This is a genomic window from Pantoea sp. K16 (genome assembly GCF_048452805.1).
Lineage (GTDB): Bacteria > Pseudomonadota > Gammaproteobacteria > Enterobacterales > Enterobacteriaceae > Pantoea > Pantoea agglomerans.
The window spans coordinates 232372-259215 of the sequence record NZ_JBLWNV010000002.1 but is presented as its reverse complement, the minus strand read 5'-3'; the positions used below and the strand labels follow the sequence as shown (position 1 = coordinate 259215).

Here is a 26844-nt window from a genome sequence, read left to right as displayed (position 1 = left end):
CGCCTGATGGCTGACAGAAGGTTGCTGAGATAAATGTCAGGGAGGAAAAGGATGCTTAAAAAATCAGCTTTGCGCTTGCTGGATTATCTGCTGGTTTTTATTTCTTCTCTTATTTTAATTACCTGTGCAGGTTATTACCTTTTCTTCTGTGACTGGAATGTCACGATGATGGGGAAAATAATTAACGGCATTGTGATTACTATTTCAGTTACTGCATCGTTCGGTTTTTACTGGGCGGCGGATAAGCTAAGAGAAATTTATTAAGTGCTTATCTGCTTCCTGAATGCCTGTCAGAACCTCGATTTCTCATCATGAGAAATGAATAAATAAATTGCCCGGCCCGGTGCCCGGCAACGCAATATCTGAAATATGGTTTATGACGATATTTCAGAAGCAAGGCAAAGGTAAAATATGGACTGTTTTATTCAGCCCCATGCTTTTCTTTTTGCCATATCCTTGCTTTTTTTGAAAGCAATAATCTCAACCAATAAAGAGTGAAAGATAATGGCTATTGATATGTATCTGAAGGTAGACGGCATTACCGGTGAGTCTAAAGATTCAAACCACACGGGATGGATCGATATTGACTCCTTTTCCTGGGGTGCCAGCCAGCCAGGCAACATGAGTGTGGGTGGCGGTGGCGGTGCGGGTAAAGTTAATTTTAACGACCTGCACATCAACGCCAAAATCGATAAGGCTGTCACCGCGCTGCTCAAGAACTGTGCCAGCGGTAAGCACGTCGCTAAAGTTGAAGTGTCCGTTTGCAAAGCGGGCGGCACACAAATTGAATATACCCGCATCACCCTGGAAGATGTGCTGGTCACTAACGTTCAGTTTGTGGGTTCTGAGCACGACGATACCCTGGGCGTAACCTATGCCTTCCAGGCTTCTAAAGTGAAACAGCAGTACTGGGAGCAGAGCTCTTCCGGTGGTAAAGGCGCAGAAACCAGCGCTGGCTGGGATATCAAAGGCAACAAAGAAGCGTAAGAAGCGATACGCCTCCGGACAGGGGGCGTATCTCTCCTGGCCAGAGAAGTCAGCGTCGTCATGCGCATTCTCCAGCCGGTTTACAAGGACTCTCTGAATCAACAATATTGTGCGGAGATAGTAGATGAGTATTACTGGCTCGGTTGGTGTAGGTGGCCGTAATCAATACGGTGACGTGAAGACAGTACAGCAGTTGTTACAGCGCAATGGATATCCTCAGCTTCGTGCCGATGGCCGAATGGGACCAAAAACCATTGAAGCGATCAAACAGTTTCAATCCCGTTTTATGTCTCGCCCGGATGGCGTTGTCGATATCCATGGCAAGACGTGGAATACGCTTTCTAAACTGTCAGATAGTAATAAAATAAACCCTGCGTCTAATCCACCAGAAAATATAAATAACAATTCTGGTCGCCTTACTGTGAGTGCCGGACAGGTCACGTTCGATGCCGAAGGTAATGACAATCCTCACAGTCCTTATTTTAGCAGGCACATACACTGGCCTGGGGGTAAGTCAGGCGTAACCATTGGTCGAGGTTATGATATGGGGGGAAGAAGTTCAGATGAAGTCTACCTTGATCTTATCCGAGTCGGGGTTGAAGAGCAGCAGGCGAGAACGCTATCTTTAGGTGCCAATAAAAAAGAAACTGCAGCGCAAGTATGGGTAAGAAAAAATAAAATAGAGTGTGGTGTAATTACGCGTGAATCGCAGGCCAGGCTTTTTGAAACTATCTATCCTATATATGTAAGCCGGGCAAGGTCAGTTTATTTATCAAAAACTGCAGAGAATGCTGAAAGAACAAACTGGGATCAGTTAAAGCCGCCGATAAAAGATATCGTTGTAGATTTGGTTTATCAGGGCGCTGGTTTTAAGCTTAACATGCAAGCCGCTATGTATAATGATATTGACAAGCTTGCTGATTTTATTGATAGTTCAAGCATTCTTCAAAAGTATGAGAAAGGCCGTAATCGTGCTCGTTATCTTCGAAGCCGGAAATGAAATGGGAGACTTATGAAAAATTTGTTATTTATCTCGATGTTCGCAACAGGTTTTTTTGCGTTACAGCCTGCGTATGCAACAACGGACTGCGCACAAGGTAATAACGATCAGGAAGTTTATACCTGTGCCCAGAAAAACAGAAACGAAACTGAGCTTGACTTAAATAAAGAATATAAACTCGCTAAAACCAGAGTTGAAACGCTTTTTAAAGGTGACGATAAAGAGTTAAGTCAGTATATGGATACGTTGACTGAAGCTCAACGAGCCTGGCTGAAATATCGAGATAATGACTGTAAGCTGGCTTCTTATGCTGCAGATAAGGGAAGTGATTTAAGTAACGCTAATATTAATATGTGTACTTCTGAACTTAACGAGCAAAGAATTAAAAAGCTGAAGTTAATACCCTATCACTGATAGTAAAAGTACTGTTAACAGTGTTGAGGATTTCACTCTGTGAAGCAGAAAGAAAGCGTTATATGATTTCTTAAAGTTATTTATCAGCCCAGATAAATTCGGGGCTGATAAAAATTTTATTTGCATTAAAAGTTGCTGAGAAAAATATGAAGAGACTGCATAAATTGGCTTTAATCACTGTGTCTCTTTGCATCAGCGCTTCAGCGCTCGCTGAAGATACCTGTGCAAAACAGCCTTCAGACGGTGCGCTATTTCAGTGTACTGTTCAGCAAAAGAAGCTGGCGGAAGATGACCTCAACAAAGAATACCAGACGGCTAAAAAACGCATTGTACAGATGTACGGCACGCAGAAAAAACTGGCTGATGACTATGTCGCCACGCTGGTGGATACCCAGCGTAACTGGCTGAAGTATCGTGATGGTCAGTGCAAGCTGGAAGCCTTTGCCGCTGAAGAAGGCAGCAATGCGAATGCGGTTGCCACCAACCTCTGTGTTATCCGCATCGACAAAGAACGCACTGCTATTCTGAAGCAACTGCCTTACTGATTATGTCGTCGTGCTCAGGGTTTACAGGCTGGGCACGATATTCTCTATGAATATCACTCTCTGCATTACGCTTTAATCCCGTTTTTACAATGCCGGTAAATAATTCTGCATAAATGATATTTCAGCAGAGTGGTTTCTGGTGATTGTAATGCAATCATCTTTGCAGCTATTTTAATGTTTACCCTGTATGTTAATTAAAGATAAGCCGTTAACGCAGCTTCATCTTCTTAAATAAATATAATTTTTATCTGTTTAAATAATTGAATTAATCCAGTGGCAGAGTATTTAAAAAACAACTCCCAAAATTAAATCCCCCCGCTCTCTATACCGCGCGCCTTTCCCCGAGAGGTGCGCGGTATAGATGCCGAACCGCTAACCGCAGGAATCCGTTATGCGCTTTACGATAATAACGACTAAACCCGGCCAACAGCCGCCGCAAACTCATTGTGATTTCTTTCCGCCTGGCGGCACCATTGGTCGTGGTGTGGATAATAATCTGGTGCTGCCGGATGACGATCGCACACTCTCCCGCCTGCAGGCGATTGTACACATCACGGCAAATGGCGAATGTCGCCTGACCAACCGTGGCAATGTGACGCGCGTGTTACTCAACGATATTCCGCTGGAACGCGGACGTCAGGTTGAGCTGCAGGATGGAGACATACTGGGCATCGATGATTACCAATTGCTGGTCAGCGATCTCAACAGTACACAGCAGCCGCAGAGTGAAAGGGCTGTTCCGCGTCCTGAGCCGGTGCAGTCCGTAGCACCCGCTCGCGAACCGGCAGCGGAAAAAGCCAGCACCACCGCCGCCATTCCCAGCGAAATCTGGGACAGCCTGGCGAAAGAGTTTTCGATTTCGGACGATCTCTCTAAACGCAAAGCTGCGCCAGAGATGCCTGAGGCCCATCCGCTGACTGCGCCCGCTCGTCCTGATCGTAATCCGGAAGATCCGCTGGCTCAGCTGATTAACGATGCGCCGCTGGATTATGGGCAGCAGCCAAAAAATAGCAGCCTGTTTGATGAAGGCGATGCGCTGTTCGGGCAGCAGAGTATTTTTGACGACCGGACGCCAAGCACGCTGTCTGCTCAGCAAAACACGGCGCCACCGCAGGCTGAAACGCCTGCCGCTGAACTTGATCCGCTGAGCCTGTTTGACGGCGAGAGCAGCACGGATGTGCGCAACCATGATGATCCGCTGGGTCTGATGATGGGCAACGCGGTGCCGCTGGCGCAGCCGGAGCTGACGACGCCGAAACCGGCCACGTTGCATGTGCCACCTCAACCGGTGGCAAAAAATGAGCCGATGGCCGCACATCCATCGGAGCAGGCTCCCGCGAGCCTGACCGACATGGATCATTCACCGCTGTTCAGCTTCGACGAATCACAGCATGAGACTCACAGCCAGCCTCACCCTGAGGCACAGCAGCAGACACCGCTGATTGACGAGGAACTGCCCGGCCAGTCTGACGCGGTAAATCCACAGATCGATTACGGCGGAATTACGCTGCCCACGCCGCAGGCGGTACAGCGTACGCCATCCCCGACGCCGAAAGGGCGGTTGCGCATCGATCCCGTAGCTTCCGGTCGCCACCATGCCGCCGCTGCGCACCCGACGACACCCAGCGAAAGCAGCGGTGATGCTCTCAAGGGCGAACTACTGGATGCGTTGCTGGAGGGAATGGGTCTGCGCGACCTGCAACCGACGCCGCAATTTGACCGTGAGCAGATGCTGCAATTCGGGCAGATGCTGAGCATGTTTTCTCAGGGCACGGTGGCGCTGCTCTCATCGCGTTCGATCCTCAAGCGCGGGGTAAAGGCTGACATGACGGTGATCCTCGACGACGCCAACAACCCGTTCAAGCTACTGCCTTCGGGCAAAACCGTCTTAATGCAGATGTTTGGCAGCCGGATGCCGGGCTTTATGCCGCCGCGTCAGGCTGTGCGTGATGCGCTGATCGATCTGCAGGCGCACCAGCTGGGCATGATCGCCGGTATCCGCGCCATCATCGCCTCAATGCTGCAATCCTTTAACCCGGAGCAACTGGAGGAGGAGGCGCGTCAGGCGGGATCGGTGTCACGTATCGGCCTGCCGGGCAGCCGTAAAGCGGCGCTCTGGGAGCATTTTGTTGAGCGCTACGGCGAGACGGCGGGCGAGATCGAAGACGATTTCCACACCCTGTTCGGCGAAGCGTTCCTGCACGCCTATGACCTGGAAGTTAATCAGTACAAAGACTCACAAACCCACACGGATGACGCATGAATATCACTATTGCCTCGACGTCGAATCAGGGCGATCGCGCCAGTAACCAGGATCAGATCGGTGATGTCATCGGTAAGCGCTCGGCCTGCTTTGTGGTCTGCGACGGTGTGGCCGGATTTCCCGGCGGGGACATCGCGGCATCGATTGCCCGCAGCAGCCTGCTGCAGGCGTTTGATGGCGATGCGCATCTCAATGCGCAGTCGATTCGTAACTACGTCAATCAGGCGAATCACGCCATCCGTCAGCAGCAGAAAGCCAGCAGCGAACACAGCCGGATGGGCACTACGCTGGTCAGCCTGTTCATTGACCGCGACTACCATCTGGCCTGCTGGGCCCATGCAGGCGACAGCCGCCTCTATCTGTTCCGTCGCGGCTATCTCTATCTCGTGACCACCGACCACAGCCTGGTGCAGCAGATGAAAGATGCCGGACATCGCACCGAAGGCATCAACAGCAATCTGCTCTATTTTGCGCTGGGGATGGGCGATGAGCAGCGCGACGCCAGCTACAGCGAGGTGGTCGGGATTGAAGATGGCGACGCCTTTTTACTCTGCACCGATGGTTTCTGGCACGGCGTGACGCTGGAACAGATGCAGCAGTCGCTGCACATGGTGAATACGCCGGAAGAGTGGCTGACGCTGATGCAGCAAATCATCAGGAACGATCAGCCGGATCAGGGGCAGCAGGATAATTTCAGCGCGCTGGCCGTCTGGATTGGATCACCTCAGGACACCACCTTGCTGCACTCGCTCTCTGAAGCGGCGCAGTTCTTCCCTCTGCGAGATTGAGAACGCCAACATGAAATATGGATTACTGGGTCTGGCTGCGCTGCTGCTCAGCACGCATGCTTATGCTGAAAACTATCGCATCGTACAGTCCCCGGCACAGAAACTGGATGTCTGGATTGATGACGTAAAAAACAATCAGCTGTCGAGCTGGTGTAACAGCACCATTAACCTGCGCATCGTAACCCTGGGCGAAAAAAACGCCGCGGTTCTGAAAGATTTTCTGCCGCGCGTTGCCGGACTGATGGCGTCGCAGTGTAAACCGCTGCAACAGTTGCACTGGCAACTGACCGATGCGCAGGGGAGTGAAATCGCTACTGGCAGCGCCGCCCGTGCGCAGCAGTGGAAAACCGTGGTGACGCCGCCCGCGACTCAACCGGTCCAGCCGACGGCTACGGCGGTCCCCGCAGACGTACTGCGCAACGCTGCTCAGGCCGACACGTCGCCGTGGCTGCAATTCAGTCTGCTGGACGGCTGCCATTTCCGCACCTGGTGGCAGCACCCGGCACAGGGCAGCGCGCTGTTTGTTCCGGCAAATCAGGGGCTGATCTGTGGTTCTGATGGCTGGCTAAGTGGACACAGCCGACTGACGCAACAGGGTAACGGCGCACCTGCGGCAGTCGGCGTGACCTTCCTGCAGGGTTTTCCGGTGATGGGGTTGAGCAATCAGTCGCCCACTGCCGAACTGCACATCACCACGGTCAACAGTGAACGCATGGTGCTGAGCAATGAAAAATCCCCGGACAGCTGGCTGATTCTGCCGTTCAGCAACCGCTTTAACGGCTGGCAGGCAACGCGTCAGGTGGTAGTGCAGATGCCCGTCAGCGAAGCGGCCGATCAGAGTGCGCTGCAGGCGCGTCTGCAGGAAGTCCGTAAAGTCTGGTCGCCGTGGATCAGCGGCGATGCCGCGCTGAGCGTGCAGCTGGTGGAAAAACTGCATCCTGAACTGAAAGATCCCGCCGCTGCGGTCTACCGCACCCTTAACTGACGCAAAAGGAGTTTGCATGGAATCCTTACAACACCGCCTGGCCAGCGCCACCCTCGGCGAGACGCTCGCTGACGTGACCCGCCAGATTCAGGCGAATCCGGCGAATGCTGACCTGCGGGCCGCCTTTGTGCAGCTGCTCTGTCTTTCCGGCAACTGGGCGCGTGCGCAGACGCAGCTGCAATCCTGGCTGGCGTTAAGCCCGCAGGCGCAACCGACAGTTAATCTGCTGCAACAGGCGATCGCCGGTGAATTACAGCGTGACGCGGTGCTGCGTGGCGAGGCCGACCCGGTGCTGCCGGGCAGCGCCTGGCACTGGTGCGACACGCTGCTAGCCGCCTTGCAGGCCGAAACGGCGGGTGATGTCGCGCGCGGCAGCACGCTGCGGGCTGAAGCGCTTGAGCTCGCGGCGGCCAATCCCGGCACCGCAACGCAGCAGGCTCAGCCCACCGCATTCAGCTGGCTGATGGATGGCGACAGCCGTTTCGGGCCAGTGTGTGAAGTCATCAGTCAGGGCCGTTATTACTGGATCCCGTTTGCCGCCATTCGTGAGATGCAGTTTCAGGCACCCGCCAGCGTCACCGATCTGGTGTGGCGTCACACGCGTGTGCAGCTGGTTGATGGCAGTGAGCAGGTGTGCCAGATCCCGGCGCGCTATCCGCTGCGGGCTGAATCAGACGAGCGTTTTCTGCGCGCCAGCGTCACTGAATGGCAGCCGCTGGGCAACGATCCGGACCAGTTCATCGGTCAGGGGCAAAAAATGTGGCTCAGCGACAGCGCGGAATTTTCGCTGCTGAGCCTGCAGCAGGTCGCGTTTGACAGCGTTGAGTCCGCCGATGAGCCATGATTCAGGCGCGCAAAACGACGGCTATGCCCAACTGCATGGCGGCTTTCGCGCGCGTAAAAAACGTGATGCGTTAACCGCCCGCGACAAGCTGCAATCCTCGCTGCTGGATCGCCTGACCGACAACGCGCCGGATAAACAGCAGGAAGCGGACAACAGCATGCTGATCACTCACAGCACGCTGCGCCGCCACGTACTGCGCGATCTGCAGTGGCTGTTCAACACCATCAACAACGAAGCCCAGCAGGATCTGAGCGGCTTTGATCAGGTGCAGCGCTCTGTCTGGAACTTCGGTGTGGCACCGCTGGCCGGGCAGAACGTCTCCGATATCGAATGGCAGGATATGCAGCGCAAAATGACCAACGCCATTCTGCACTTCGAGCCGCGCATCCTGCCGCAGGGTTTACAGGTGCGCTGCGTCAGCGATCTCGGCTCGCTCAGCCTGCACAACGTGCTGTCGATTGAGATCAAAGGGCGGCTCTGGTGCGTGCCTTATCCGCTGGCGTTTCTGTTCCGCACTCAGGTTGATCTGGAGAGCGGCCATTTCGAACTACAGGATGCAGGGTAATCATGGACAGCAATCTGCTCGACTATTACAACCGTGAACTGGCCTACCTGCGTGAGATGGGGGCCGAGTTCGCTGCGCGCTACCCTAAAGTGGCAGGACGTCTTGGCATGCGCGGCATTGACGTGGCGGACCCCTATGTCGAGCGGCTGATGGAAGGTTTTGCCTTCCTGACGTCGCGCGTGCAGCTGAAGATGGATGCGGAGTTTCCGCGTTTCTCGCAGCGTCTGCTGGAGATGATTGCGCCATCCTATCTCTCGCCAACGCCGTCAATGGCGATCGCTCAGCTGACGCCGGACAGCCGCAAAGGCGACATCACCCAGGGCTTTCGCGTGCCGCGCGGCACCATGATGGAGAGCCAGAACCTGAAAAAAACCGGCGTGACCTGCAGCTACACCACCGCGCACGATGTGGTACTGCATCCGCTGCGCATCAGTGAAGCCAGTCTCGGCGGCGTGCCCGGCGATCTGCCCTCTGGCGAGCTGAAACTCGGCGGTCTGGGCGCGGTCAGTGCGCTGCGTATCCGCATCAGCTGCGAAGGGATCTCCTCGCTTAGCCAGCTCAGCGTGGACGATCTGATGCTGTTTCTCAGCGGCCCGGATATCCAGGCGCTTAAACTGCTGGAGTTGCTGATGCAGCACCGGGTGGGCATCGTGCTGCAGTCGGTTGAGAAGCGTCCGCAGCGTCAGGTGCTGACGGACGACGCGTTACAGCAGGAGGGCTTTGCGCCGGAGCAGGCGCTGCTGCCGGACGATCTGCGCAACTTTGACGGCTATCGTCTGTTGCAGGAGTATTTCGCCTTTCCGGCGCGCTTCCAGTTTATCAGCCTGAGCCAGCTGGCCCCGTTTCTGCGCCGCTGCGACAACGCCATGGCGTTCGATATCATCATTCTGCTCGACAAAGCGGACAGCGCACTGGAAAGCGTGGTCGATCACAGCCATCTGGCGCTGCACTGCACGCCTGTCATCAATCTGTTTCCGAAAACCGCCGAGCGCCTGAAGGTCAGCGACAGCCAGCATGAATATCACCTGGTGGTAGATAACATCCGGCCGCTGGATTATGAGGTGCACTCGGTACAGCGACTGTTCGCTACGGTAGAGGGCAAGCGGGAAGAGCAGGTTTTCCGTCCGTTCTGGAGCACCTTCAGCGGTGACCAGGGCGATTACGGTGCCTATTTTTCACTGCGCCGCGAACAGCGCACGCTGTCCGAGCAGGCGCAGCGCTACGGCACGCGCACCGGTTACATCGGCTCAGAAGTCTTTCTGTCGCTGGTGGATGAGCATCACGCGCCGTGGCACGACGAGGTGCGCTATCTCTCCGCCGACGTGATGTGCACCAGTCGCGATCTGCCGCTGATGCTGCAGCAGGATCAGGGTAACTTCGTGATGCCGGACTCCATTCCGGTATCGGAGCTGAAGCTGTGCAAAGGGCCGACGCCTCCGCGTCCGGCGCTGGCCGAGGGACTTTCCGCGTGGCGGCTGATCAGCCATCTGCAGATGAACTACCTCAGCCTGATGGACAGCAGCGACGGAGAAGGCGCGGCGGCGCTGCGTCAGCTGCTGAGCCTCTACGCCAACCTGGCGGAAGCGCCGGTCGCCCGTCAGATTGACGGCATCCGCCACTGCACGCTCAGCGCTGTCAACCGCCGCGTGCCGGAGCCGGGCCCGGTGGTATTTGCGCGCGGCGTCAGCATCACGCTGGAAGTGGATGAGCAGGCGTTTTCGGGGGCCAGCCCGTGGCTGTTCGGCAGCGTGCTGGAGCGGGTCTGTGGCCGCCTTGTGGCGCTGAACAGCTTCACGGAGTTCACCCTGAACAGCCAGCAGCGCGGAGAAGTGGGCTACTGGCCGCCGCGCATGGGCCGGAAAGCGCTGATATGAGTGGCGAAAAGGTGATTTCGCTGCCCCGGCTCACCCGTCTGCCGGATGATTTCTGGCAGCGGGTGATGGCCGCGCCGTGGCGCTACGATCTGTTCCAGCTGCTGCGGCGGCTGGATGCGCAGGGCGGTCAGCGCTATCCGCTGGGCCGTGCGCCGCTGCCGAAGTTCGAATCGGTGCGCATCGGTCAGACACCGTCACTGGCGTTTGCGCCCGCCACCGTCGCCAGCGCCACGCCGCGTGACGAGGCGGGACGTCATGAGCTCTCCATCTACAGCTTCGGCCTGTTTGGCCCCAACGGCCCGCTGCCGACCCATCTGACCGAATATGTGCATGAACGTATCGTGCATCATCAGGATCACAGCCTCTCGGCGTTTGCTGACCTGTTTCACCATCGCGCTACGCTGCTTTTTTATCGTGCCTGGGCCGATGCGCAGCCGACCGTGTCGCTGGATCGCCCCGACGACAGTCGCTTCCTGAACTATCTCGCCTGCCTGGCGGGAATCGGTTTACCGGCCCAGCAGCAGGCCAGCTCGCTCAGCCTCCATGCCCGGCTGATGCTGGTGGGCCATCTCAGCCGCCACGGCCACGATGCCGAAGGGCTGGTGCGCATTCTGCGCCACTACTTTGGTGTGCCGGTCAGGCTGACGCAGAACCTGCCGCACTGGCTGACGCTGGACAGCCGCGATCAGGCCCGCCTGGGCGCGGGACGCCATATGCCCCGGCTGGGCGCTTCTGCGTTTCTCGGCGTGGCGGTGCGCGACGTGCAGCACCGTTTTCGCCTGCACCTGGGACCGCTCAGCGCCGCGCAATATGCCCGTTTTCTGCCCGATGCCCCCGGCGCGCGTGAAGTACGCGACTGGGTGCGTCACTACCTCGGCATCGAAATGCAGTGGGATCTCAGCCTGATCCTGGCCGCTGACGAGGTGCAGGGTGTGGCGCTGGGTGGCACTGCCCGACTTGGCTATACCAGCTGGCTGGGGCATGCGCCGCAGCCGCAAGATCGTGAAGATTTTATGTTTGAGGTTGAGGCTGCTTCGCGCTAGCCCAGCCGATTTCCCTGTTACACAGCCTGCGTCTTTCATTGAAGAGAGCCCCCTATGTCAGAAATCAGCCGTGCCGTGCTATTCGGCAAACTGGATACGCTGTTATTTACCTCGCTGGAAAGCGCCACCGCCTTTTGCAAACTGCGCGGCAATCCCTATGTTGAGCTGGTGCACTGGCTGCATCAGCTGATGCAGCAGCAGGATGGCGACTTACAGCAGGTCATCACACATTTTTCACTGGATGAAAAGGCCCTGACTCAGGACATCGTTGCCGCGCTGGATCGCCTGCCACGCGGTGCCAGTGCGGTCTCCGACCTCTCCGAGCATATCGACAGCGCCGTTGAACGGGCGTGGGTTTACGCCTCGCTGAAATATGGCGCGACCCGCATTCGCGGCGGCCATCTGCTGATCGGCATGCTGAAAACCTTCAACCTGGCCAGCGTGCTGAAAGGTATCTCCGGTCAGTTCAGTCGCGTCAACGCCGATGCGCTGCTGGCCGAGTTCGACACGCTGCTCGGCAACAGCAAAGAAGCGCAGCAGGCGCTGAGCGCACCGGCGGATGCTGGCGGCGCACCGCCCGCCGCCAGTGGCAGTACGCTGGCACAATATGCGCAGGACCTGACGGCGCGTGCCCGTGAAGGCCGCATTGATCCGGTAACCGGACGTGACGACGAAATCCGCCAGATGGTCGATATCCTGATGCGTCGCCGCCAGAACAACCCGTTGCTGACCGGCGAAGCGGGCGTCGGCAAAACCGCGGTGGTCGAAGGCCTTGCGCTGCGTATCGCGGCGGGCGATGTGCCTGCGCCGCTGCGCGATGTGCAGCTCTGGCTGCTGGACATCGGCATGCTGCAGGCGGGTGCCGGCATGAAAGGGGAGTTTGAAGCGCGACTGCAGGCGCTGATCAATGAGGTGCAGTCCAGCCCGACGCCGATTGTGCTGTTTGTTGATGAGATCCACACCCTGGTCGGGGCAGGCGGTCAGCAGGGCACCGGTGATGCCGCCAACCTGCTGAAACCGGCGCTGGCACGTGGACAGCTGCGCACCATCGGCGCGACCACCTGGGCGGAATACAAAAAGTACATTGAGAAAGATCCGGCGCTGACCCGTCGCTTCCAGACCGTGCAGGTGCAGGAGCCGGATGAAGCCAAAGCGATTCTGATGCTGCGCAGCACCGTCAGCGCGCTGGAGAAACATCATCGGGTGCTGTTGCTGGATGATGCGGTCAGTGCGGCGGTGAAACTGTCGCATCGCTACATTCCGGCGCGCCAGCTGCCTGACAAAGCGGTGGCGCTGCTGGATACCGCCTGCGCCCGCGTGGCAGTTAGCCAGGGCGCGCAGCCCGCGGCGCTGGAAGATTGTCTTCACCGTCTGGCGGCGCTGGAGATTGAAGCGGAGATCATTGAACGTGAAATCCGGGTGGGCCTGGGCGACGCCACCCGCCAGCAGGCGATTGCAGCGCAGCGCACTGCGCTGGAAGCCGAGCGGGATGCGCTGCAACAGCGCTGGCTGCAGGAGCGCGAACTGGTCGAGACGCTGATTGCGTTGCGCGCCCGCTGTGTGACAGAAGAGGATGCGGCGCTGCGTGAACAGCGTGATGCGACGCAGCAGCAGCTTACTGCGCTGCAGGGCGACACGCCGCTGCTGTTTGCCGCCGTCGATGCAGGCGTGGTGGCTGCCGTGGTCTCTGACTGGACCGGTATTCCGCTGGGCAGAATGGTGAAGAATGAGATCGACGCGGTGCTGAATCTGGCCGACACCCTGAACCAGCGGGTCATCGGCCAGCGTCACGGCCTGGATCTGATCGCCAGACGGGTACGCACCTCGCGCGCGCGCCTTGATAATCCCAACAAGCCGGTCGGTGTGTTTATGCTGTGCGGGCCTTCCGGTGTCGGCAAAACCGAAACCGCGCTGGCGCTGGCCGAGTCGCTGTACGGCGGCGAGCAGAACATCATCACCATCAACATGAGTGAGTTTCAGGAGGCGCACACCGTCTCGACGCTGAAAGGCGCACCGCCGGGCTACGTCGGCTACGGCGAGGGCGGCGTGCTGACCGAAGCCGTTCGCCGTCGTCCCTACAGCGTGGTGCTGCTGGATGAGATTGAGAAAGCCCATCCGGATGTGCATGAGCTCTTCTTCCAGGTGTTTGATAAAGGCTGGATGGAGGATGGCGAAGGCCGGCACATCGATTTCCGCAACACCATCATCATTCTGACCTCCAATGTCGGCACGCAGTTAATCAGCGCGATGTGTGCCGATCCTGAACTGATGCCCGATCCCGACGCCCTGAGCACCGCGCTGCGTAAGCCGCTGCTGGAGGTGTTCCCGCCTGCGCTGCTGGGCCGTCTGCTGGTGGTGCCGTATTACCCGCTCAGCGACGCGATGCTGGCGGAGATTGTGCGGCTGCAGCTGGCGCGCATTGTGCGTCGTCTGGCCGAGAATCACGGCATTGAAGCGCAGATCGACGAGTCGGTGGTGAGCCAGATCGTGCAGCGCTGCACCGAAGTCGAGTCGGGCGGTCGCATGGTGGATGCCATCCTCACCAACACGCTGTTGCCACAGATGAGCCAGATCCTGCTGAGCGCCCACGCCCGTGATGAACGCTATCGCCGCGTCGATGTGCGTTGTGAGCAGGGTGAATTTGTCTGCCAGTTCGCGGTTTAAAGCCTGGCTATCAGAGAGTAATCGAATATGTCGGAACATGATCAACCCCTGAATGTCCCCAACGCCTTGCCGCTGGGTTACCGCTTCAATGAGTTTGAAATCAAAGAGGTCATCGGCGGTGGCGGCTTTGGCATCGTCTATCGCGCCTGGGATCACCAGCTTGAGCGTGATATCGCGATCAAAGAGTTTATGCCCGCCTCACTGGCAGTGCGCAGCGATGATCTGAATCTGGTGCTGCGCAGCGAACGGTTCAGCAAAACCTTCCACGCCGGACTGAACAGCTTTATTCAGGAGGCGCGGCTGCTGGCGCGCTTTAACCATCCCAACCTGCTGCACGTGCTGCGTTTCTGGGTGCAGAACGATACCGCCTATATGGGCACGGTGTTCTACAGCGGCACCACGCTCTCGAACTTCAGCGAACGTAATCCGCAGTCGGTAAATGAGGCCTGGATCCGTCGCATGCTGCCACCGCTGCTGGGCGCGATCAAAACCATCCATGAAGCGGGCTATCTGCACCGCGATATTTCGCTGGATAACGTCCAGATTCAGAGCAGTGGCGAGCCGATCCTGCTGGACTTCGGGTCGGCGCGTAAAACTATCGGCAATCTGTCGGATGAGAGCGAGACCATGCTGCGTCCCGGCTATGCGCCGATTGAGCAGTACAGCGACAACGATGAGAGTGAGCAGGGCGCGTGGACCGATATTTACGCGCTGGGCGCGGTGCTGCATACCCTGATCACCGGTGCGCCACCGCCGGTCAGCGTGGTGCGCAGCATCGAAGATAACTACCAGCCGCTGATGCAGCGTCGTCTGGCAGGCTACTCGTCTGCGCTGCTGAGCGCCGTCGATCGCGCGCTGGCGCTGAAACCGGAAGATCGTCCGCAGAGCATTGATGATTTTGCTGCGCTGATGGCGCTACCGGAACGTGAACCGGAACCGCTGCTTAGCGCAAAAATCAGCGGACCGGGCACCATGCTGGTGCCGATTGAAGAAGAAGAGGAGGTCATCAAACCCGCCTCTAAACTGAAAACGCTGCTGGAATACCGCTTTGCACTGCCAGGCCTGGTTGCCGCTGGCGTGCTGGTCGGCCTGGGTGCCGGTCTGCTGATGTCACGCGGTAACGAACAGACACCGCCGGCTGAGATCACGCAGAACGACGCGCCTGCCGTCACCGTCGCGCCGGTTAACCAGCCGGTTGCCGCGCCTCCGACCCAGGCTGACGCCTCACCGGATACGGTTGCCAGCACTCCGGCTCAGACTGCTGAGCCGGTGCAGACCGCCGCACGTGAACCCGATCCACAACCGGCACCACCGCCCGCTCCGGTCGCCCAGGTCTATATCCGTCTGCAGCAGGGTGAACGCGTTCAGGTGAACGGTCAGCCGCAGGCGCTGGTGCCGGCGGTGAATGGCTTCGCCACGCTGCAGCTGGCGCCGGGCAACTACACCTTCGCCATCAGCGGCCAGAGTGGCACCCGCGAACAAACGCTGAACATCAGTGAAGAAGGTGTCTGGTTGCTCGATCCACACAGTTAATAGTCAGGGATTACTTATGTTCTCACGCATTACTGCACAGCTGCCGGCGGACGGCCTGCTGTTCCATACGCTTAAGGGCACCGAGACGCTGTCCCGTCCGTTTGTGCTCACCGCTGAACTGCTGGCCACCGACGCGCGCATCGACCGCCACGCCCTGCTGGGGAAGCCGGTGACGTTTACGCTGCCGACCGACGGGCTGATGAACGCGCTGAGCCCGCGCTACCTTAACGGCAAAATCACCCGGGTGGCGGTGCGCAGCCAGGAGCTGAGCGGCACCCGCTACGCGGTCTATGAGCTGACGGTCGAGCCGGACCTGTGGCCGATGAAGCGCGACCGCAACCTGCGCATCTTCCAGAGCCAGACGGTGCCGCAGATTGTGCAGACGCTGCTGAAAGAGTACGGGGTCAGTGTGGAGACGCGCCTGGCGGGCAGCTACCGGGTGTGGGAGTACTGCGTGCAGTATCAGGAGAGCAGCCTGGACTTTATCAGCCGCCTGATGGAGCTGGAGGGGATTTACTACTTCTTCCGCCACGAGGCGGACAAACATACGCTGGTGCTGTGCGACGCGCCGGACCAGCATCAGGCGTTTCCGGGCTATGAGACCATTGCCTATCACGTCACCCCGTCGGGCGGCGTGGTCACTGAGGAGGGCATCAGCCAGTGGTCGCTGGCGGAAAGCGTGACGCCGGGCATCTACAGTACCGACGACTACGACTTCCGCAAGCCGAACGCCTGGATGCTGCAGGCCCGGCAGAATCCGGCGTCGCCGGTGCCGGGCTCGGTGGACGTTTACGACTGGCCGGGCCATTTTGTCGACCACAGCCACGGTGAGTCCTATGCGCGCATCCGTCAGGAAGTGTGGCAGGCCGAGCACCACAGCGTCAGCGGGTCGGGCACGGCCACCGGCATCGCGCCGGGCTTTACCTTCTCCATCATCAACGCGCCGCACTTCAGCGACAACGGCGAGTATCTGGTGACCTCGGCGACCTATGACTTTGCCGAAAACAGTTACGCCAGCGGCGACACCGGCGACAGCCGTCACAACATCCACTTCACGGTGCTGCCGTCGTCAGTGACCTACCGCACGCCGCCGGAAACGGCGTGGCCGAAAACGCACGGCCCGCAGACCGCGAAGGTGGTGGGCCCGAAAGGCGAGTCGATCTGGACCGACCGCTACGGCCGGGTAAAGGTGAAGTTTCACTGGGACCGGCTGGCGAAGGGCGACGATACCAGCTCCTGCTGGGTGCGCGTCTCCAGCGCCTGGGCGGGCCAGGGATTTGGCGGGGTGCAGATCCCGCGAGTGAACGACGAAGTGGTGGTGGACTTCATCAACGGCGATCCGGATCGTCCGCTGATCATCGGCCGGGTTTACAACGAGGCAAGCATGCCGCCGTGGGCGCTGCCGGCGGCAGCGACGCAGATGGGCTTTTTGAGCCGGTCGAAGGATGGCACGGCGGACACCGCGAACGCGTTAAGGTTTGAGGATAAATCGGGTGAGGAACATCTGTGGATTCAGGCGCAGAAGAACATGGATACCCATGTTAAAAACGATGAATCACATAGTGTTGGTGGGGAACGAAGCCACTATGTGGCTAAAAATGAGCTCAACAGGGTTGAAGGTAATCAGATTCAGGCCATAAAAGGCGGAACTGAAATCCTCACTGGCCTGAGTAAAGTTGATGCAGTAGTCGAACAGTATGTTCTGGCGTCGGGATCGCAGTTGAGACTTGTTTCTGGTGAAAGTGCCATTGAGCTCAATGCTAATGGCACAATAAATCTTATTGGAAAAGATTTTAACTTCTTTGTTGAGAACGACGGACATATCACCACTGGCGGTAAACTGAATCTGAATACTTCGGGTGCTAAACCTGGTACGTCTGCGCCAGGTGCAGGTCATAAAGGTGATATTGATGCGGCTGTAAAGGAGAAATTTACGCCGGGAAAGGAGAATAAGGCAGGTGCATTAGCAAGCGCGCCTGCCGACGCGTCACAAAATGCCGGCTTAGCTACGAATACTCAGGGTCCTTCTTTTAGTGGCTTTGGCGCAGATGTAGACAATATGGTTGAGAAATCACCGACCATGAAACAGGACATCACGACCCTCAAAAAGCGCGGCTGGGTTTTTAAGGAAGGGGCTGCAGGTAAAGGTACGTTTGCCGATCGTCAGAGCCGGATTATTACTGTTGATAAAAGTCATATGAACGATGCCGCAAAAGTGGTGCAGTCACTGTCACATGAGAGTGGACATGCATTGTATAAGCCTGATATCAATGTAACCACACGTGAAGCCTACCTGAATAGTGCACTTAGTGATGAAGGGGCAGCAACACTTAACAATATTCGCGTACAGCGCGAAATTATTGCAAATCAGGGCAGAGATATTGGTATAGCTGGCAATTCAGCAAATCAGAAAGGGTACAACGGAATCTATGATTCCCTGAGTAAAGGTGACATAAGCGAAAGCGAAGCCAGGACGCAGATTGGTCGTATATTCGGTAAAGGTGAAAAAACCTCAACTACCAATCAACTTTACGAAGATTACTATGGGGGCTGGTATGATAAAAATTATCCGACAAAGTAAGGTATTTATTTTATTAATGGCTGGTTTCATGTTAAGCGGAATAGTGGAAGCGAAGATGCAAAAAGAAGATATATGGGGTTTTGTTACAAAAATGAGTACCTCCATAAAGAATCTATCTGTGGAACGTATTCATCACGTACCACTGGCGTTTACATTAAAAAGTCAAAATGAGTACATTAATTTCTATCAGGCTAATCCTGTAAAACTACAAGATGCTTCGGAGATTACGGATATTGAATTGCGTTTAAGTAAAACATCTGATGGCATGCCCCCTTTCCTTAGCTTTATTCCTCATGGGAAATGCCTCTCGCTCGATGATGTCAAAAAGCACTATCAGAGTGTTAAGTTAACCGATTATCCTCGGGGGCAGTCTGAAAACGAAGTGACCAGCTATACATCATCCCCAGATATTAATGGACAGGTCATCACGTTTTCATTTTCTGCCAAAAACCCTGATTGCCTGAATAAAATTATTATTACTGCCGATGAGTAAAAGAACGTGATGTTGAATCCATTGCCTCATATTTGAGGCCCTTATGCCTTTACTCCGATAAAAACACAATGATTGTAAATCGTTTTTTCACCAGCCTTATATTTGTGTCTGTTCTCATGGTTTTATCCTGCATTGCCAGGGCCGAATCCAGCACGGAATCGTCTGTTCCTGCCCTTAACGAGGGCGATTTTTCCGTTCTGCTAAACGACTATGCTTTCACTCCCGGAGACACATGGAGCAATGAAAGCTTCGTACGGGCTGGTAAGGCTCTGAGTTCAGTTCTGGCCGGAGAAGTGGCTATCAATAACCAGCAGTACAACTACTTCCAGCATAGCTATGACGGCTTTGAGTTGTTCAGCGCGGCGGCGGTGGGAGATGCCAGCCACACGGTTCTGGCTGAGATCCTACTGGAAAATGCCAATGTGCCGACGTCCCGAAATATAAAGGTAGGCGATAGCCTGGAACAGGTTCAGCAAGCCTATGGACCCGGAAAAGAAGATAACAGTGATAATCAGCACTGGCTTGTCTACCCGTCTGGCGGGAAACAGTTGATGTTTCAGATTGACCAGGGAAAGGTCAGTTGCATCATGTTGAAAACAGACATGGGGGCAGAGCAAAGCGAAATCAGCGCTGACCAGGCTATCAGCGCTGCAACCGAAGCAATTCATACCTGGCAACTGACCACCCTTGATGAGAAATGCCTGCGATACGATCTTGACGACAGCAGTGATGAAAGTTTCTTTGTTATTACGGTTCGTGAAGATAATCACGACGCCAGTTGCGGTGGCGATCCTGATATTACGCATCGACTTTTCGACATTAAAGTTGCGCGTGATAATACACAGATACTCACTAATGCCGATAACGTTGATGGCGAATATCATAGCCTTATTCCACCCGCCACAAACAATTAATAAAACGGATACCCAATATGCATTACCAATTCAATGAGGGCGCCTTTGCGCTTTTTCCTGCTGCCTGGCAGGACACCACCATGAATATTCTCCGCGATGAAGCCAGTGGGCTGGCATGGGTTGTGAGCCGTGGTGTTATTTCTGAGGGCAGTGATGCGGAAAAAGAGTTCCAGCGTCAGTGGGACACATTGCGGAGTCAGATGGGCCATATCCAGCAGACTGAATTTGTACGTTTGATGGCAGGTGTGGATAACACATTACACGCGGTTGAAGTTGAAACCGTATTTGACCGTAACGGGCAGGCAGTGTGGCAGAAACAGCTGGCTACACAGGTGCCTGACTCGAACATCTTAATGATTTTTACGCTCTCAGCCATGCGTCCATTCAATGAAGAGGATGGACAGCGCTGGAGTGCATTTAAACAAAGCCTGAGTCTGAACAATCCACGGAAAGCATAACCTATGGATAACCCTGCTGCCCGCGTGGGCGACGAGATCATTCACTCCAGCATTTTCGCTGATATCACGAGCATTGTTGCGGAAGGTGCGGCCTATGCCGTCATTGGTGCCGCAGTGGGTGCTGCTATCGTCTCGGCAGCGCCCCTGCTAGGCACAGGGGCGGCAGCGGCGAGTGTGGCAGCCGTGGGTAACAGTTGCCTGCTCAGCGGTATTCTGGGTGGTGTACTGGCCAATGCCGTTGGTCTGTCACAAGAGATCAGCAAAGCGGCCGATGGGCTGGGAAACATGATATTCCCGCCGTCACCTGCCGGAGTAATCGCCAGTGGATCAGTGAATGTCTACGTTAATGGTCTTTTAGCCGCACGCGCGGCCGGGATGCTCACGCCTGGCGAGACACCGCCACCGGAACCGCAATCGCCGCAGAGCTTCGCGGACTATGGCGGCATGTTGCTCTCTGCGGTCGGCCAGTTTGGCAGTGCAATGTGGCAGCCCACGGTAGCCTCCGCCGATGCGGGCACCTCTCCGCTGGAGCAGGACAAAGTGGCCTGTGAAAAACACAGTGCACCGCAATATCTGGCTCAGGGGTCGAAAAGCGTCTTTATCAATGGCCAGCCTGCGGTGCGCGCAAAGGATAAAACCACCTGTGACGCCACCGTGAGCGACGATGTTTCCCCCAATGTCATCATTGGTGGTCAAACCGTCACGGTCAGAGAGATCAAAAGCGGCAAGGTGCCAGGCCTGGCCGTGATGATGATCGGCCTTTCCCTCATCCGTGGTCGCCCCAGTCAGATCCTGAAAAACATGCCCTGCGCGCTGGCCGGTGCCGTGGGCGGTATGGCGGCGGACATGGCTATCAATGCGGCCTTCTCGTCGCTGTTGCCGGTTCATGCGGCGACCGGCGTCAAAGTCCTTAATGATGATGCCGAGCGTGATTTTTCCCTCCCCGGACGTTTCCCGCTCAGTTTTCAGCGCAGCTATAACAGTCTGACCCAGCGCGCTGGCCTGTTTGGTCAGGGCTGGGCCACGGTGTTTGACAGCTACCTGACGCTGGAAGGGAATCGGGCAACCTGGTTTGATGACAACGGGCGCGAACTGAGTTTTGACGTTCCCGGTGAAAAAGAGGTGCTCTACAGCATCAGCGAAGGGCTGATGGTGCGCCGCAACGAGTCTGGCGATATCGCCATTGCCGATGATGACGGTGCGGTATGGCGTCTTTACAGGCGCACGGCCGCTGATCCGCAGGTGCTGCGCCTGGCTTCACTGAGCGACGAGTACGGTAATGCGCTGGAGATGGGCTGGGATGAACAGGCCCGCCTGGTGCGTATCCATGACGCGCCGCTGGCGATTGACGTCACGCTGCACTACGACGACAAACAGCACGCGCGGCGTCCGACATCAGCCAGCCATTTTGATGGCGATCAGCACTGGCCATTAGCGCGATGGACCTACAATGATCGGGGCCAGCTTACCAGCGTTACTGATGCCGCAGGCGTTGTCTCACGACGCTTCCGTTACAACGACGATGGATTGATGGTTTGGCACCAACTGCCGGGCGGGCTGGAGAGTGAATATCGCTGGCAGAAGCTGGATCACTGGCGCGTTATAGAAAACCGCACCAACAGCGGTGATGGCTGCCACATGCATTACGATCTTGAGGCGGGCATCACGCGTGTGTCGACCTACGACGGTCAGCAGCGCGAACACCACTGGAATGCCGCGGGCCTCATCACCTGTTTTATCGACGAGCGCGGCGAGAAGTGGCGCTACGAGTGGGATGAAAACGAACTCCTGACGCGTCGCATCGATCCGCTGGGCAACGCGGTGAGCTTCACCTATGACGATCTGGGCAACCGTGTTGAAGAGAAGGATGCTGACGGTGGTGTGCAGGCGGTGCAATGGCTGTCACACCGTTCGCTGCCCACGGTTGTTGCCGGAGCAGACGGTTCCACAACGAAATACTATTACGATCCCCATCACGGCCTTGAGCGCGTTGTTGATGCGCTCGGGCAAAACACGCTCTATCAGCGGGATGAGTTCGGACTGGTTGTCGAAGAGACTGACGCAGCAGGTAACAGCTACCGCCGTGAGTTTAACGATGCCGGCCAGGTTATTCGTGAAACCGACTGTTCAGGGCTGACCACGCGCTACCGTTATCATCCCCTGGGCTGGCTCAGCTGTGTCATCGCGCCGGATGGTGAAGAAACCCGTTATCACTATGATGCAGCAGGCCGTCCTCTTCAGCTGGAACGCGCAGAAGGATGGGAAGAGCGGTTGCACTGGAGTGAAAACGGACTGCCGCTGGCCTATGAATCGGCTGATGGCAAGCGCAGTGAATTCCGTTACGACAATGTCGGGCGATTGATCGCCAACCGTAATGCACAGGGTGAGACGGTTCAGCGAAGCTGGGACAGCCGTGGCCGGTTGACGGCGCTGCAAAACGAGAACGGCGAGCAGTATCAGTTCGAGTGGGGCGCAGATTCTCTGTTGCTGGCCCAGGTCGGGCTGGATGGCGTTGCCACACGATATGACTATGATGCGGCGGGCCGCACGGTATCACGCACCTTTGCCGCCGGACATCCTCAGTCCATTACTCATCGCTATCACTGGAGCCGTGCGGGGCAACTGCTGGCGCGAACCACGCCGGAAGGCCAGACGCGCTATCACTACAGTGGCGGCGGCCAACTGGGTAAAGTGTCGCAGCATCTGCCGCTGTCTGACACCGAGTGGAGCCAGCAGGCCGAGCAGGAGATTACCTTTAAGTATGATGTGCTGGGCCGCATCGTTGCTGAGCAGGGGGAGCAGGGCGAACTGGCGTGGGAGTATGACGCGCTGGGCAACTGTACTGCCTTAACCCTGCCGGATGGGCGCAACCTGAAGCAACTTTATTATGGTAGCGGCCATCTGCTGAGCATCGCATTAGACAACCTGCCGGTCACGGAATTTACCCGGGATACACTGCATCGGGAACTCAGCCGGACGCAGGGCGGCCTGACCATGCGCAGTGAATATGACCGGTTAGGCAGACTGCGCCGCCGTGACGTGTTCAGGGGTGACTCACAGCGACCTGCACCGCGCGTCTGGTCCCGCCGGCGCGACTTCGATTACGGCAACAACCTGATCCGTGAAGAGCGTGATGATAATCCGTTCAGCCAGACATTATGGAACTACGATAACGCCGGCCGGCTGTTGTCACAGGACGGTGCGCAGCCGGGTAATGAACAGTGGCGCTGGGATGGCGCAGGCAACCCGCTGGATCGCCATACTGCCGCACATGTCCTGCATAACCGCGTCACCGAACTGAACGGTATCCGCTGGCAGTACGATATCCATGGCCGTACCACTGAGAAAGATGACGGGCATACCCGCTGGCGCTACCGTTACGATGGTGAGCATCGCCTGACGGATGTGATCAGCGAGCCACGTGACCGTAATAGGCCGCGCACTAAGGTGAGTTTCCGCTACGATCCGCTGGGACGCCGCATCAGTAAAACCAGCCAGCAGCTGTTGCAGGGCAGGCCGTCTGGCAATGCCGTCACGACGCGCTTTGTGTGGGAAGGCTACCGCCTGCTGCAGGAAATCCACGACGGCATTCCGCTGACCTACGTTTACAGCGACAGCCAGAGCTATGAGCCGCTGGCGCGTATTGATGGTGTGGAAAGCCCGGAGATTTACTGGTTCCATAATGCGGCCAACGGAATGCCGGAGCTGCTGACTGACGGTGAAGGGCAAAAAGCCTGGGAAGGTATCAACAGCCCGTGGGGCAAGCTGCTGCGCGAGTCGAGCCAGCGTGTTCCTGTGGTGGAGCAGAACCTGCGTATGCAGGGCCAGTACCTGGACCGGGAAACCGGACTGCACTACAATCTGTTTCGTTATTATGACCCGGACAGCGGACGGTTTACCCAGCAGGACCCGATAGGGCTGGCGGGCGGGATCAACCTTTACCAGTATGCGCCGAACGCGCTGGGTTGGGTGGATCCGTGGGGGTTGATGAAGTGTAAAGACCCTGCGAAAGAAGCGACGAAGTGGCAGGGGCCAGGGAATAGAGATTATCCAGGCATCGATGTTTATGAGAATACGGTTATAAAAAAAGGGACGATACTTTATGCTCTTCATCCTAATGGAGATCGGTTACCTGCTTATACTGTAAGCCATCCTACAGTCAGGCAGTATAAAGGTGATCCACTTGGCTATCATAAAGCTTTGCAAGTTATGCTAGACCCAGCATTTACAATGCGTTCAAAGGTGAGAGCTTACTACGTTACCGAAGATATATATGTAGCCAGAGGACGTGCTGAAGCTAATGCTCAGTATGGTCGAGGAGGAGGGCTACAGTTTTATATACCGGAAGAGGCTCGGCTTAAACTGAAACCTGGAAAAGTAATTGATATATGAAAAAAATGATTTTAGAAGAGAATGGCGCTTTGCTTGTAGATGGAAGTAAAATAGAACTTTCTTCTTACGAAAAATTTATTAATTCTTCGTTTTTTAAATCATCTGATGATCTTATAAGTGTAGGGGAATATTATTTTTCTGCAAAAAATGTCATGTGGCACAATGAACCGTTCCATGTGCAATTTAGGCCTGCTATTTTTTCTATTAATAAGAGCGTGTTCCTGATCAGTAAAACTGGTTATTTTTATAAAAACATTAATGATTGGGAAAAAAGAGCAAATTTAAACGTTTTAATTGATGAAGAGAAAAGATTGTATGAGTGGGTGATGGAAAAGTATCCAAATAATTACAAGGGTGAATTAAAAGATCCTCCTTATGGTCATGTTTGGGAATTTTCATGGGGTGAGATAACAGTACAGTCTAATGAAAGATCATTTACGTGTGGGATATATATTGAGTGGAGATGAATTTAAAGTTAATCACGCTGTCAATATATTAATGTGTAGTGCTACTGCAGAAAATTATAATGTAGGGCGTTAAGGTTTAACTATTAATCTTGGTAAGGATTATAAATGCCTGCAGGCACTGCGATATTCAAAGCCAAACGATTGAAAAAGATGAAGGACATACCTGTTAGCGCTATTGCTACTATGGTGACTACCGCTTGAATAATATTATTGTTTATGTCAATTTATTTTAAAAGTTTTTTATGATGGAGTGTGGTTCTGCTATTATATGTCCTTGGTGAAAGGTTAAGTAGAATAACTATTGTTCTTTTGTTTAATTAAGGCATGATGGTTTTTTAGCCTATTGTATGCTTATTGATATGTAATCCTGTTGCGGTAATGACTGGACCTGCATTCCAAATTTCAATTTTTAAGAACTCTCTCTTCATCAGTTTGAGCCTATAAGGAGATAAAATGAACCTGCCAGGAATGAATCCCGAGAATAACTTACCGGGTTATGACATCGCCAGGATGACCGGTTATGGGGCACCTGATTTTGATTTCAAAGCGCTGGGTGCAGCAATGGATTGTACTCGGGAGTTTTATCAGGCTGGCATCATCTATGCAGATGGCGCACAGCGTTATCTTGTTCGGCCTGGTCAGCGTCATCCCAATGGTCAAAGTGGTATCGTTACACATCTGATTGTGACCAAAACGCCTAAGCAAGCCACAGCGTCTAATACGGGCAAGTCACTTAGTGAAGCCGTAAGCGTAACCTCAATGGGAACGGAGATTGCCTCGACCGTGCTTTCCTGTGGTGCAATGATTATCACAGCTGGTGTAGCGGTTATCGGCGCTTCAGCAACGCCTATAACCGCTGGCAGTAGCGGCGTGCTTGTTGCTATTGGTTATGCTGGCGCTGCCGCAACAGGCGTGCAATGTGTCAATGGTATTTACCGGGTTTATGATCTCGTCGAAAACGGTGGTCAAAACGTAGCGTGGCTGGACTCTCAGGATTGGTACGTTGCCACTTCAACGTCCCTTGACCTTATTTCACTAGCCAGTGTGGGCGGTGCGTTAAAAGAAGCCCTGGCAACATGGCGAGCGATGAAATCAGTCTCTTCTTTAAAAGCAACGGAGTGGCTCCGGAACTATCCAAGGCAGGACCGGGCTCGCCTTACTGAATTAATCATTAAGGCACAAAACCCTGGTATAAGTAATAAAGAGCTTAAAGCCGCCATCCGTGCAGGACTTTATCCAAAGCGTTTCCCTGTAGGGTCGGTGCAAAAAGAACTTGTTAAGCAACTCGCGCAGGTCGTTACGAGCGCAGCTGCTGTGGCAGGCAGTGCTGTCAGTGGTATCATTGCTGCTCCAGGTAATGTGCCGCGCTCCGGGCGCTATATTGTGGGAACAATTCAATCACTGGCGGTATTTTAATGCAATTTCTATCATGGCTTGTCGGGCCAAATATCACTGAACTACTGCAACATGGTCGCGAAATAGATCAGGTAATCGCACGGCAGGATGATTCCATACTTGCCCGTTCCACTTCAGAGCTCGAGCGCTATTTTAAACAGCCTTCTGAGGCGCTGCCCCGGCAAAATGGCTTCCCCGTTGCAATCGTGCTGATGCTGTTGCTGGCTGCATTTGCATTTAATTTGCTGACGTTTCTGCACGCTTTACCTCCGCTCAGTCCACAGGTACATGCGTTGAGTTTTTTTGTTCCCTCAATCGTCGTTATTGGCGCGATACTCACGGCCAGTTACCTGCTTGCGCGAGGCCATACAGCCGGTGTGGCGGGGCTGGCTTACGTCTGTGCGATGTTGCTTATATCGACCGTTTTACTCCTGAGCTACAGTGTAGTTATGGGTAGTCACTCGGGCCTGTGGCTGATTCTGGCACTCGCGGCTTTGGTGGGTGCTCGCTGGATACTTAATGGGCAGGCTTTCATCCTGTTTGCCATTTACTGCCGGACACAACGTCTCGCCAGCGTCGCCCGGCAGCGTCGCATGAAATAACCCATACTGGTCTGAAGTGCTGTTATCGCGGAATACC

General features: G+C 55.4%; 22 protein-coding genes. All 22 read left to right on the top strand.

The genetic code is table 11. The features are described 5' to 3' along the window. Positions 1–51: 51 nt before the first annotated feature. The 22 genes from ACK13D_RS03880 (at position 52) to ACK13D_RS03775 (ending at position 26807) form a co-directional block, all read left to right on the top strand. Positions 52–264 (top strand): hypothetical protein, encoded by a 213-nt coding sequence (locus ACK13D_RS03880; protein ID WP_418795747.1) that lies wholly within the window; start codon positions 52–54, stop codon positions 262–264. 240 nt (positions 265–504) lie between these two features. Continuing rightward, positions 505–987 (top strand): Hcp family type VI secretion system effector, encoded by a 483-nt coding sequence (locus ACK13D_RS03875; protein WP_033779371.1) that lies wholly within the window; start codon positions 505–507, stop codon positions 985–987. Between the two features lie 124 nt (positions 988–1111). Beyond that, positions 1112–1987, top strand: coding sequence for a peptidoglycan-binding protein (locus ACK13D_RS03870; protein WP_158131778.1), 876 nt, complete (start codon positions 1112–1114; stop codon positions 1985–1987). A 12-nt stretch (positions 1988–1999) separates the two neighbouring features. After that, positions 2000–2401, top strand: a complete 402-nt coding sequence (locus tag ACK13D_RS03865; RefSeq protein ID WP_158131777.1) for a lysozyme inhibitor LprI family protein — start codon at positions 2000–2002, stop codon at positions 2399–2401. Between the two features lie 164 nt (positions 2402–2565). Beyond that, complete coding sequence (locus ACK13D_RS03860; RefSeq protein ID WP_228379707.1) at positions 2566–2946, top strand: lysozyme inhibitor LprI family protein; 381 nt, start codon at positions 2566–2568, stop codon at positions 2944–2946. A 391-nt stretch (positions 2947–3337) separates the two neighbouring features. Further along, on the top strand, positions 3338–5209 hold the full coding sequence (gene tagH, locus ACK13D_RS03855; protein ID WP_341575605.1) for a type VI secretion system-associated FHA domain protein TagH: 1872 nt from the start codon (positions 3338–3340) through the stop codon (positions 5207–5209). Then, positions 5206–5997, top strand: coding sequence for a PP2C family protein-serine/threonine phosphatase (locus tag ACK13D_RS03850; protein WP_033779365.1), 792 nt, complete (start codon positions 5206–5208; stop codon positions 5995–5997). Before tagH ends, ACK13D_RS03850 begins: the two co-directional genes overlap by 4 nt. 10 nt (positions 5998–6007) lie before the next feature. Beyond that, entirely contained in the window at positions 6008–6982 is a 975-nt protein-coding gene (locus ACK13D_RS03845; RefSeq protein WP_033779364.1) for a hypothetical protein, read from the top strand. A 16-nt stretch (positions 6983–6998) separates the two neighbouring features. Next, entirely contained in the window at positions 6999–7826 is an 828-nt protein-coding gene (locus ACK13D_RS03840; RefSeq protein WP_122888990.1) for a type VI secretion system accessory protein TagJ, read from the top strand. Then, on the top strand, positions 7816–8391 hold the full coding sequence (gene tssE, locus ACK13D_RS03835; RefSeq protein WP_010246069.1) for a type VI secretion system baseplate subunit TssE: 576 nt from the start codon (positions 7816–7818) through the stop codon (positions 8389–8391). Before ACK13D_RS03840 ends, tssE begins: the two co-directional genes overlap by 11 nt. A 2-nt stretch (positions 8392–8393) precedes the next feature. Then, a complete protein-coding gene (gene tssF, locus ACK13D_RS03830; protein WP_033771517.1) occupies positions 8394–10265 on the top strand; it encodes a type VI secretion system baseplate subunit TssF in 1872 nt (623 codons plus the stop codon). Next, on the top strand, positions 10262–11308 hold the full coding sequence (gene tssG, locus ACK13D_RS03825; protein ID WP_064691207.1) for a type VI secretion system baseplate subunit TssG: 1047 nt from the start codon (positions 10262–10264) through the stop codon (positions 11306–11308). The genes tssF and tssG overlap by 4 nt, the downstream gene beginning before the upstream one ends. A gap of 54 nt (positions 11309–11362) precedes the next feature. Further along, the gene (gene tssH / locus ACK13D_RS03820) at positions 11363–13972 is read left to right on the top strand and encodes a type VI secretion system ATPase TssH (protein WP_182499951.1); all 2610 of its coding nucleotides are present in this window, start codon (positions 11363–11365) and stop codon (positions 13970–13972) included. A 27-nt stretch (positions 13973–13999) separates the two neighbouring features. After that, positions 14000–15505 carry a serine/threonine protein kinase gene (locus tag ACK13D_RS03815; RefSeq protein WP_341575609.1) on the top strand — a complete coding sequence of 502 codons (1506 nt, stop codon included), beginning with the start codon at positions 14000–14002 and terminating at the stop codon, positions 15503–15505. 16 nt (positions 15506–15521) lie between these two features. Beyond that, positions 15522–18086, top strand: coding sequence for a type VI secretion system Vgr family protein (locus ACK13D_RS03810; RefSeq protein ID WP_418795741.1), 2565 nt, complete (start codon positions 15522–15524; stop codon positions 18084–18086). Continuing rightward, complete coding sequence (locus ACK13D_RS03805) at positions 18061–18579, top strand: hypothetical protein (RefSeq protein ID WP_233273060.1); 519 nt, start codon at positions 18061–18063, stop codon at positions 18577–18579. The genes ACK13D_RS03810 and ACK13D_RS03805 overlap by 26 nt, the downstream gene beginning before the upstream one ends. 68 nt (positions 18580–18647) lie before the next feature. Further along, positions 18648–19493 carry a hypothetical protein gene (locus tag ACK13D_RS03800; RefSeq protein WP_132498476.1) on the top strand — a complete coding sequence of 282 codons (846 nt, stop codon included), beginning with the start codon at positions 18648–18650 and terminating at the stop codon, positions 19491–19493. A 17-nt stretch (positions 19494–19510) separates the two neighbouring features. Continuing rightward, positions 19511–19951 carry a DcrB-related protein gene (locus tag ACK13D_RS03795; protein ID WP_010246011.1) on the top strand — a complete coding sequence of 147 codons (441 nt, stop codon included), beginning with the start codon at positions 19511–19513 and terminating at the stop codon, positions 19949–19951. A 3-nt stretch (positions 19952–19954) separates the two neighbouring features. Further along, positions 19955–24343, top strand: coding sequence for an RHS repeat-associated core domain-containing protein (locus ACK13D_RS03790; RefSeq protein ID WP_418795739.1), 4389 nt, complete (start codon positions 19955–19957; stop codon positions 24341–24343). Next, positions 24340–24810 carry a hypothetical protein gene (locus ACK13D_RS03785; protein ID WP_010245984.1) on the top strand — a complete coding sequence of 157 codons (471 nt, stop codon included), beginning with the start codon at positions 24340–24342 and terminating at the stop codon, positions 24808–24810. Before ACK13D_RS03790 ends, ACK13D_RS03785 begins: the two co-directional genes overlap by 4 nt. 453 nt (positions 24811–25263) lie before the next feature. Then, positions 25264–26226, top strand: a complete 963-nt coding sequence (locus ACK13D_RS03780) for a hypothetical protein (RefSeq protein ID WP_418795737.1) — start codon at positions 25264–25266, stop codon at positions 26224–26226. Further along, on the top strand, positions 26226–26807 hold the full coding sequence (locus tag ACK13D_RS03775) for a hypothetical protein (protein WP_418795736.1): 582 nt from the start codon (positions 26226–26228) through the stop codon (positions 26805–26807). The genes ACK13D_RS03780 and ACK13D_RS03775 overlap by 1 nt, the downstream gene beginning before the upstream one ends. The last annotated feature ends 37 nt before the right edge of the window (positions 26808–26844 follow it).

Excerpts from the sequence above, each read along its gene's own strand:
- ACK13D_RS03880 (WP_418795747.1), top strand. The coding sequence starts at position 52 with ATGCTTAAAAAATCAGCTTTGCGCTTGCTGGATTATCTGCTGGTTTTT.
- ACK13D_RS03875 (WP_033779371.1), top strand. The coding sequence starts at position 505 with ATGGCTATTGATATGTATCTGAAGGTAGACGGCATTACCGGTGAGTCT.
- ACK13D_RS03870 (WP_158131778.1), top strand. The coding sequence starts at position 1,112 with ATGAGTATTACTGGCTCGGTTGGTGTAGGTGGCCGTAATCAATACGGT.
- ACK13D_RS03865 (WP_158131777.1), top strand. The coding sequence starts at position 2,000 with ATGAAAAATTTGTTATTTATCTCGATGTTCGCAACAGGTTTTTTTGCG.
- tagH (WP_341575605.1), top strand. The coding sequence starts at position 3,338 with ATGCGCTTTACGATAATAACGACTAAACCCGGCCAACAGCCGCCGCAA.
- ACK13D_RS03850 (WP_033779365.1), top strand. The coding sequence starts at position 5,206 with ATGAATATCACTATTGCCTCGACGTCGAATCAGGGCGATCGCGCCAGT.
- ACK13D_RS03845 (WP_033779364.1), top strand. The coding sequence starts at position 6,008 with ATGAAATATGGATTACTGGGTCTGGCTGCGCTGCTGCTCAGCACGCAT.
- ACK13D_RS03840 (WP_122888990.1), top strand. The coding sequence starts at position 6,999 with ATGGAATCCTTACAACACCGCCTGGCCAGCGCCACCCTCGGCGAGACG.
- tssE (WP_010246069.1), top strand. The coding sequence starts at position 7,816 with ATGAGCCATGATTCAGGCGCGCAAAACGACGGCTATGCCCAACTGCAT.
- tssF (WP_033771517.1), top strand. The coding sequence starts at position 8,394 with ATGGACAGCAATCTGCTCGACTATTACAACCGTGAACTGGCCTACCTG.
- tssG (WP_064691207.1), top strand. The coding sequence starts at position 10,262 with ATGAGTGGCGAAAAGGTGATTTCGCTGCCCCGGCTCACCCGTCTGCCG.
- tssH (WP_182499951.1), top strand. The coding sequence starts at position 11,363 with ATGTCAGAAATCAGCCGTGCCGTGCTATTCGGCAAACTGGATACGCTG.
- ACK13D_RS03815 (WP_341575609.1), top strand. The coding sequence starts at position 14,000 with ATGTCGGAACATGATCAACCCCTGAATGTCCCCAACGCCTTGCCGCTG.
- ACK13D_RS03810 (WP_418795741.1), top strand. The coding sequence starts at position 15,522 with ATGTTCTCACGCATTACTGCACAGCTGCCGGCGGACGGCCTGCTGTTC.
- ACK13D_RS03805 (WP_233273060.1), top strand. The coding sequence starts at position 18,061 with ATGATAAAAATTATCCGACAAAGTAAGGTATTTATTTTATTAATGGCT.
- ACK13D_RS03800 (WP_132498476.1), top strand. The coding sequence starts at position 18,648 with ATGATTGTAAATCGTTTTTTCACCAGCCTTATATTTGTGTCTGTTCTC.
- ACK13D_RS03795 (WP_010246011.1), top strand. The coding sequence starts at position 19,511 with ATGCATTACCAATTCAATGAGGGCGCCTTTGCGCTTTTTCCTGCTGCC.
- ACK13D_RS03790 (WP_418795739.1), top strand. The coding sequence starts at position 19,955 with ATGGATAACCCTGCTGCCCGCGTGGGCGACGAGATCATTCACTCCAGC.
- ACK13D_RS03785 (WP_010245984.1), top strand. The coding sequence starts at position 24,340 with ATGAAAAAAATGATTTTAGAAGAGAATGGCGCTTTGCTTGTAGATGGA.
- ACK13D_RS03780 (WP_418795737.1), top strand. The coding sequence starts at position 25,264 with ATGAACCTGCCAGGAATGAATCCCGAGAATAACTTACCGGGTTATGAC.
- ACK13D_RS03775 (WP_418795736.1), top strand. The coding sequence starts at position 26,226 with ATGCAATTTCTATCATGGCTTGTCGGGCCAAATATCACTGAACTACTG.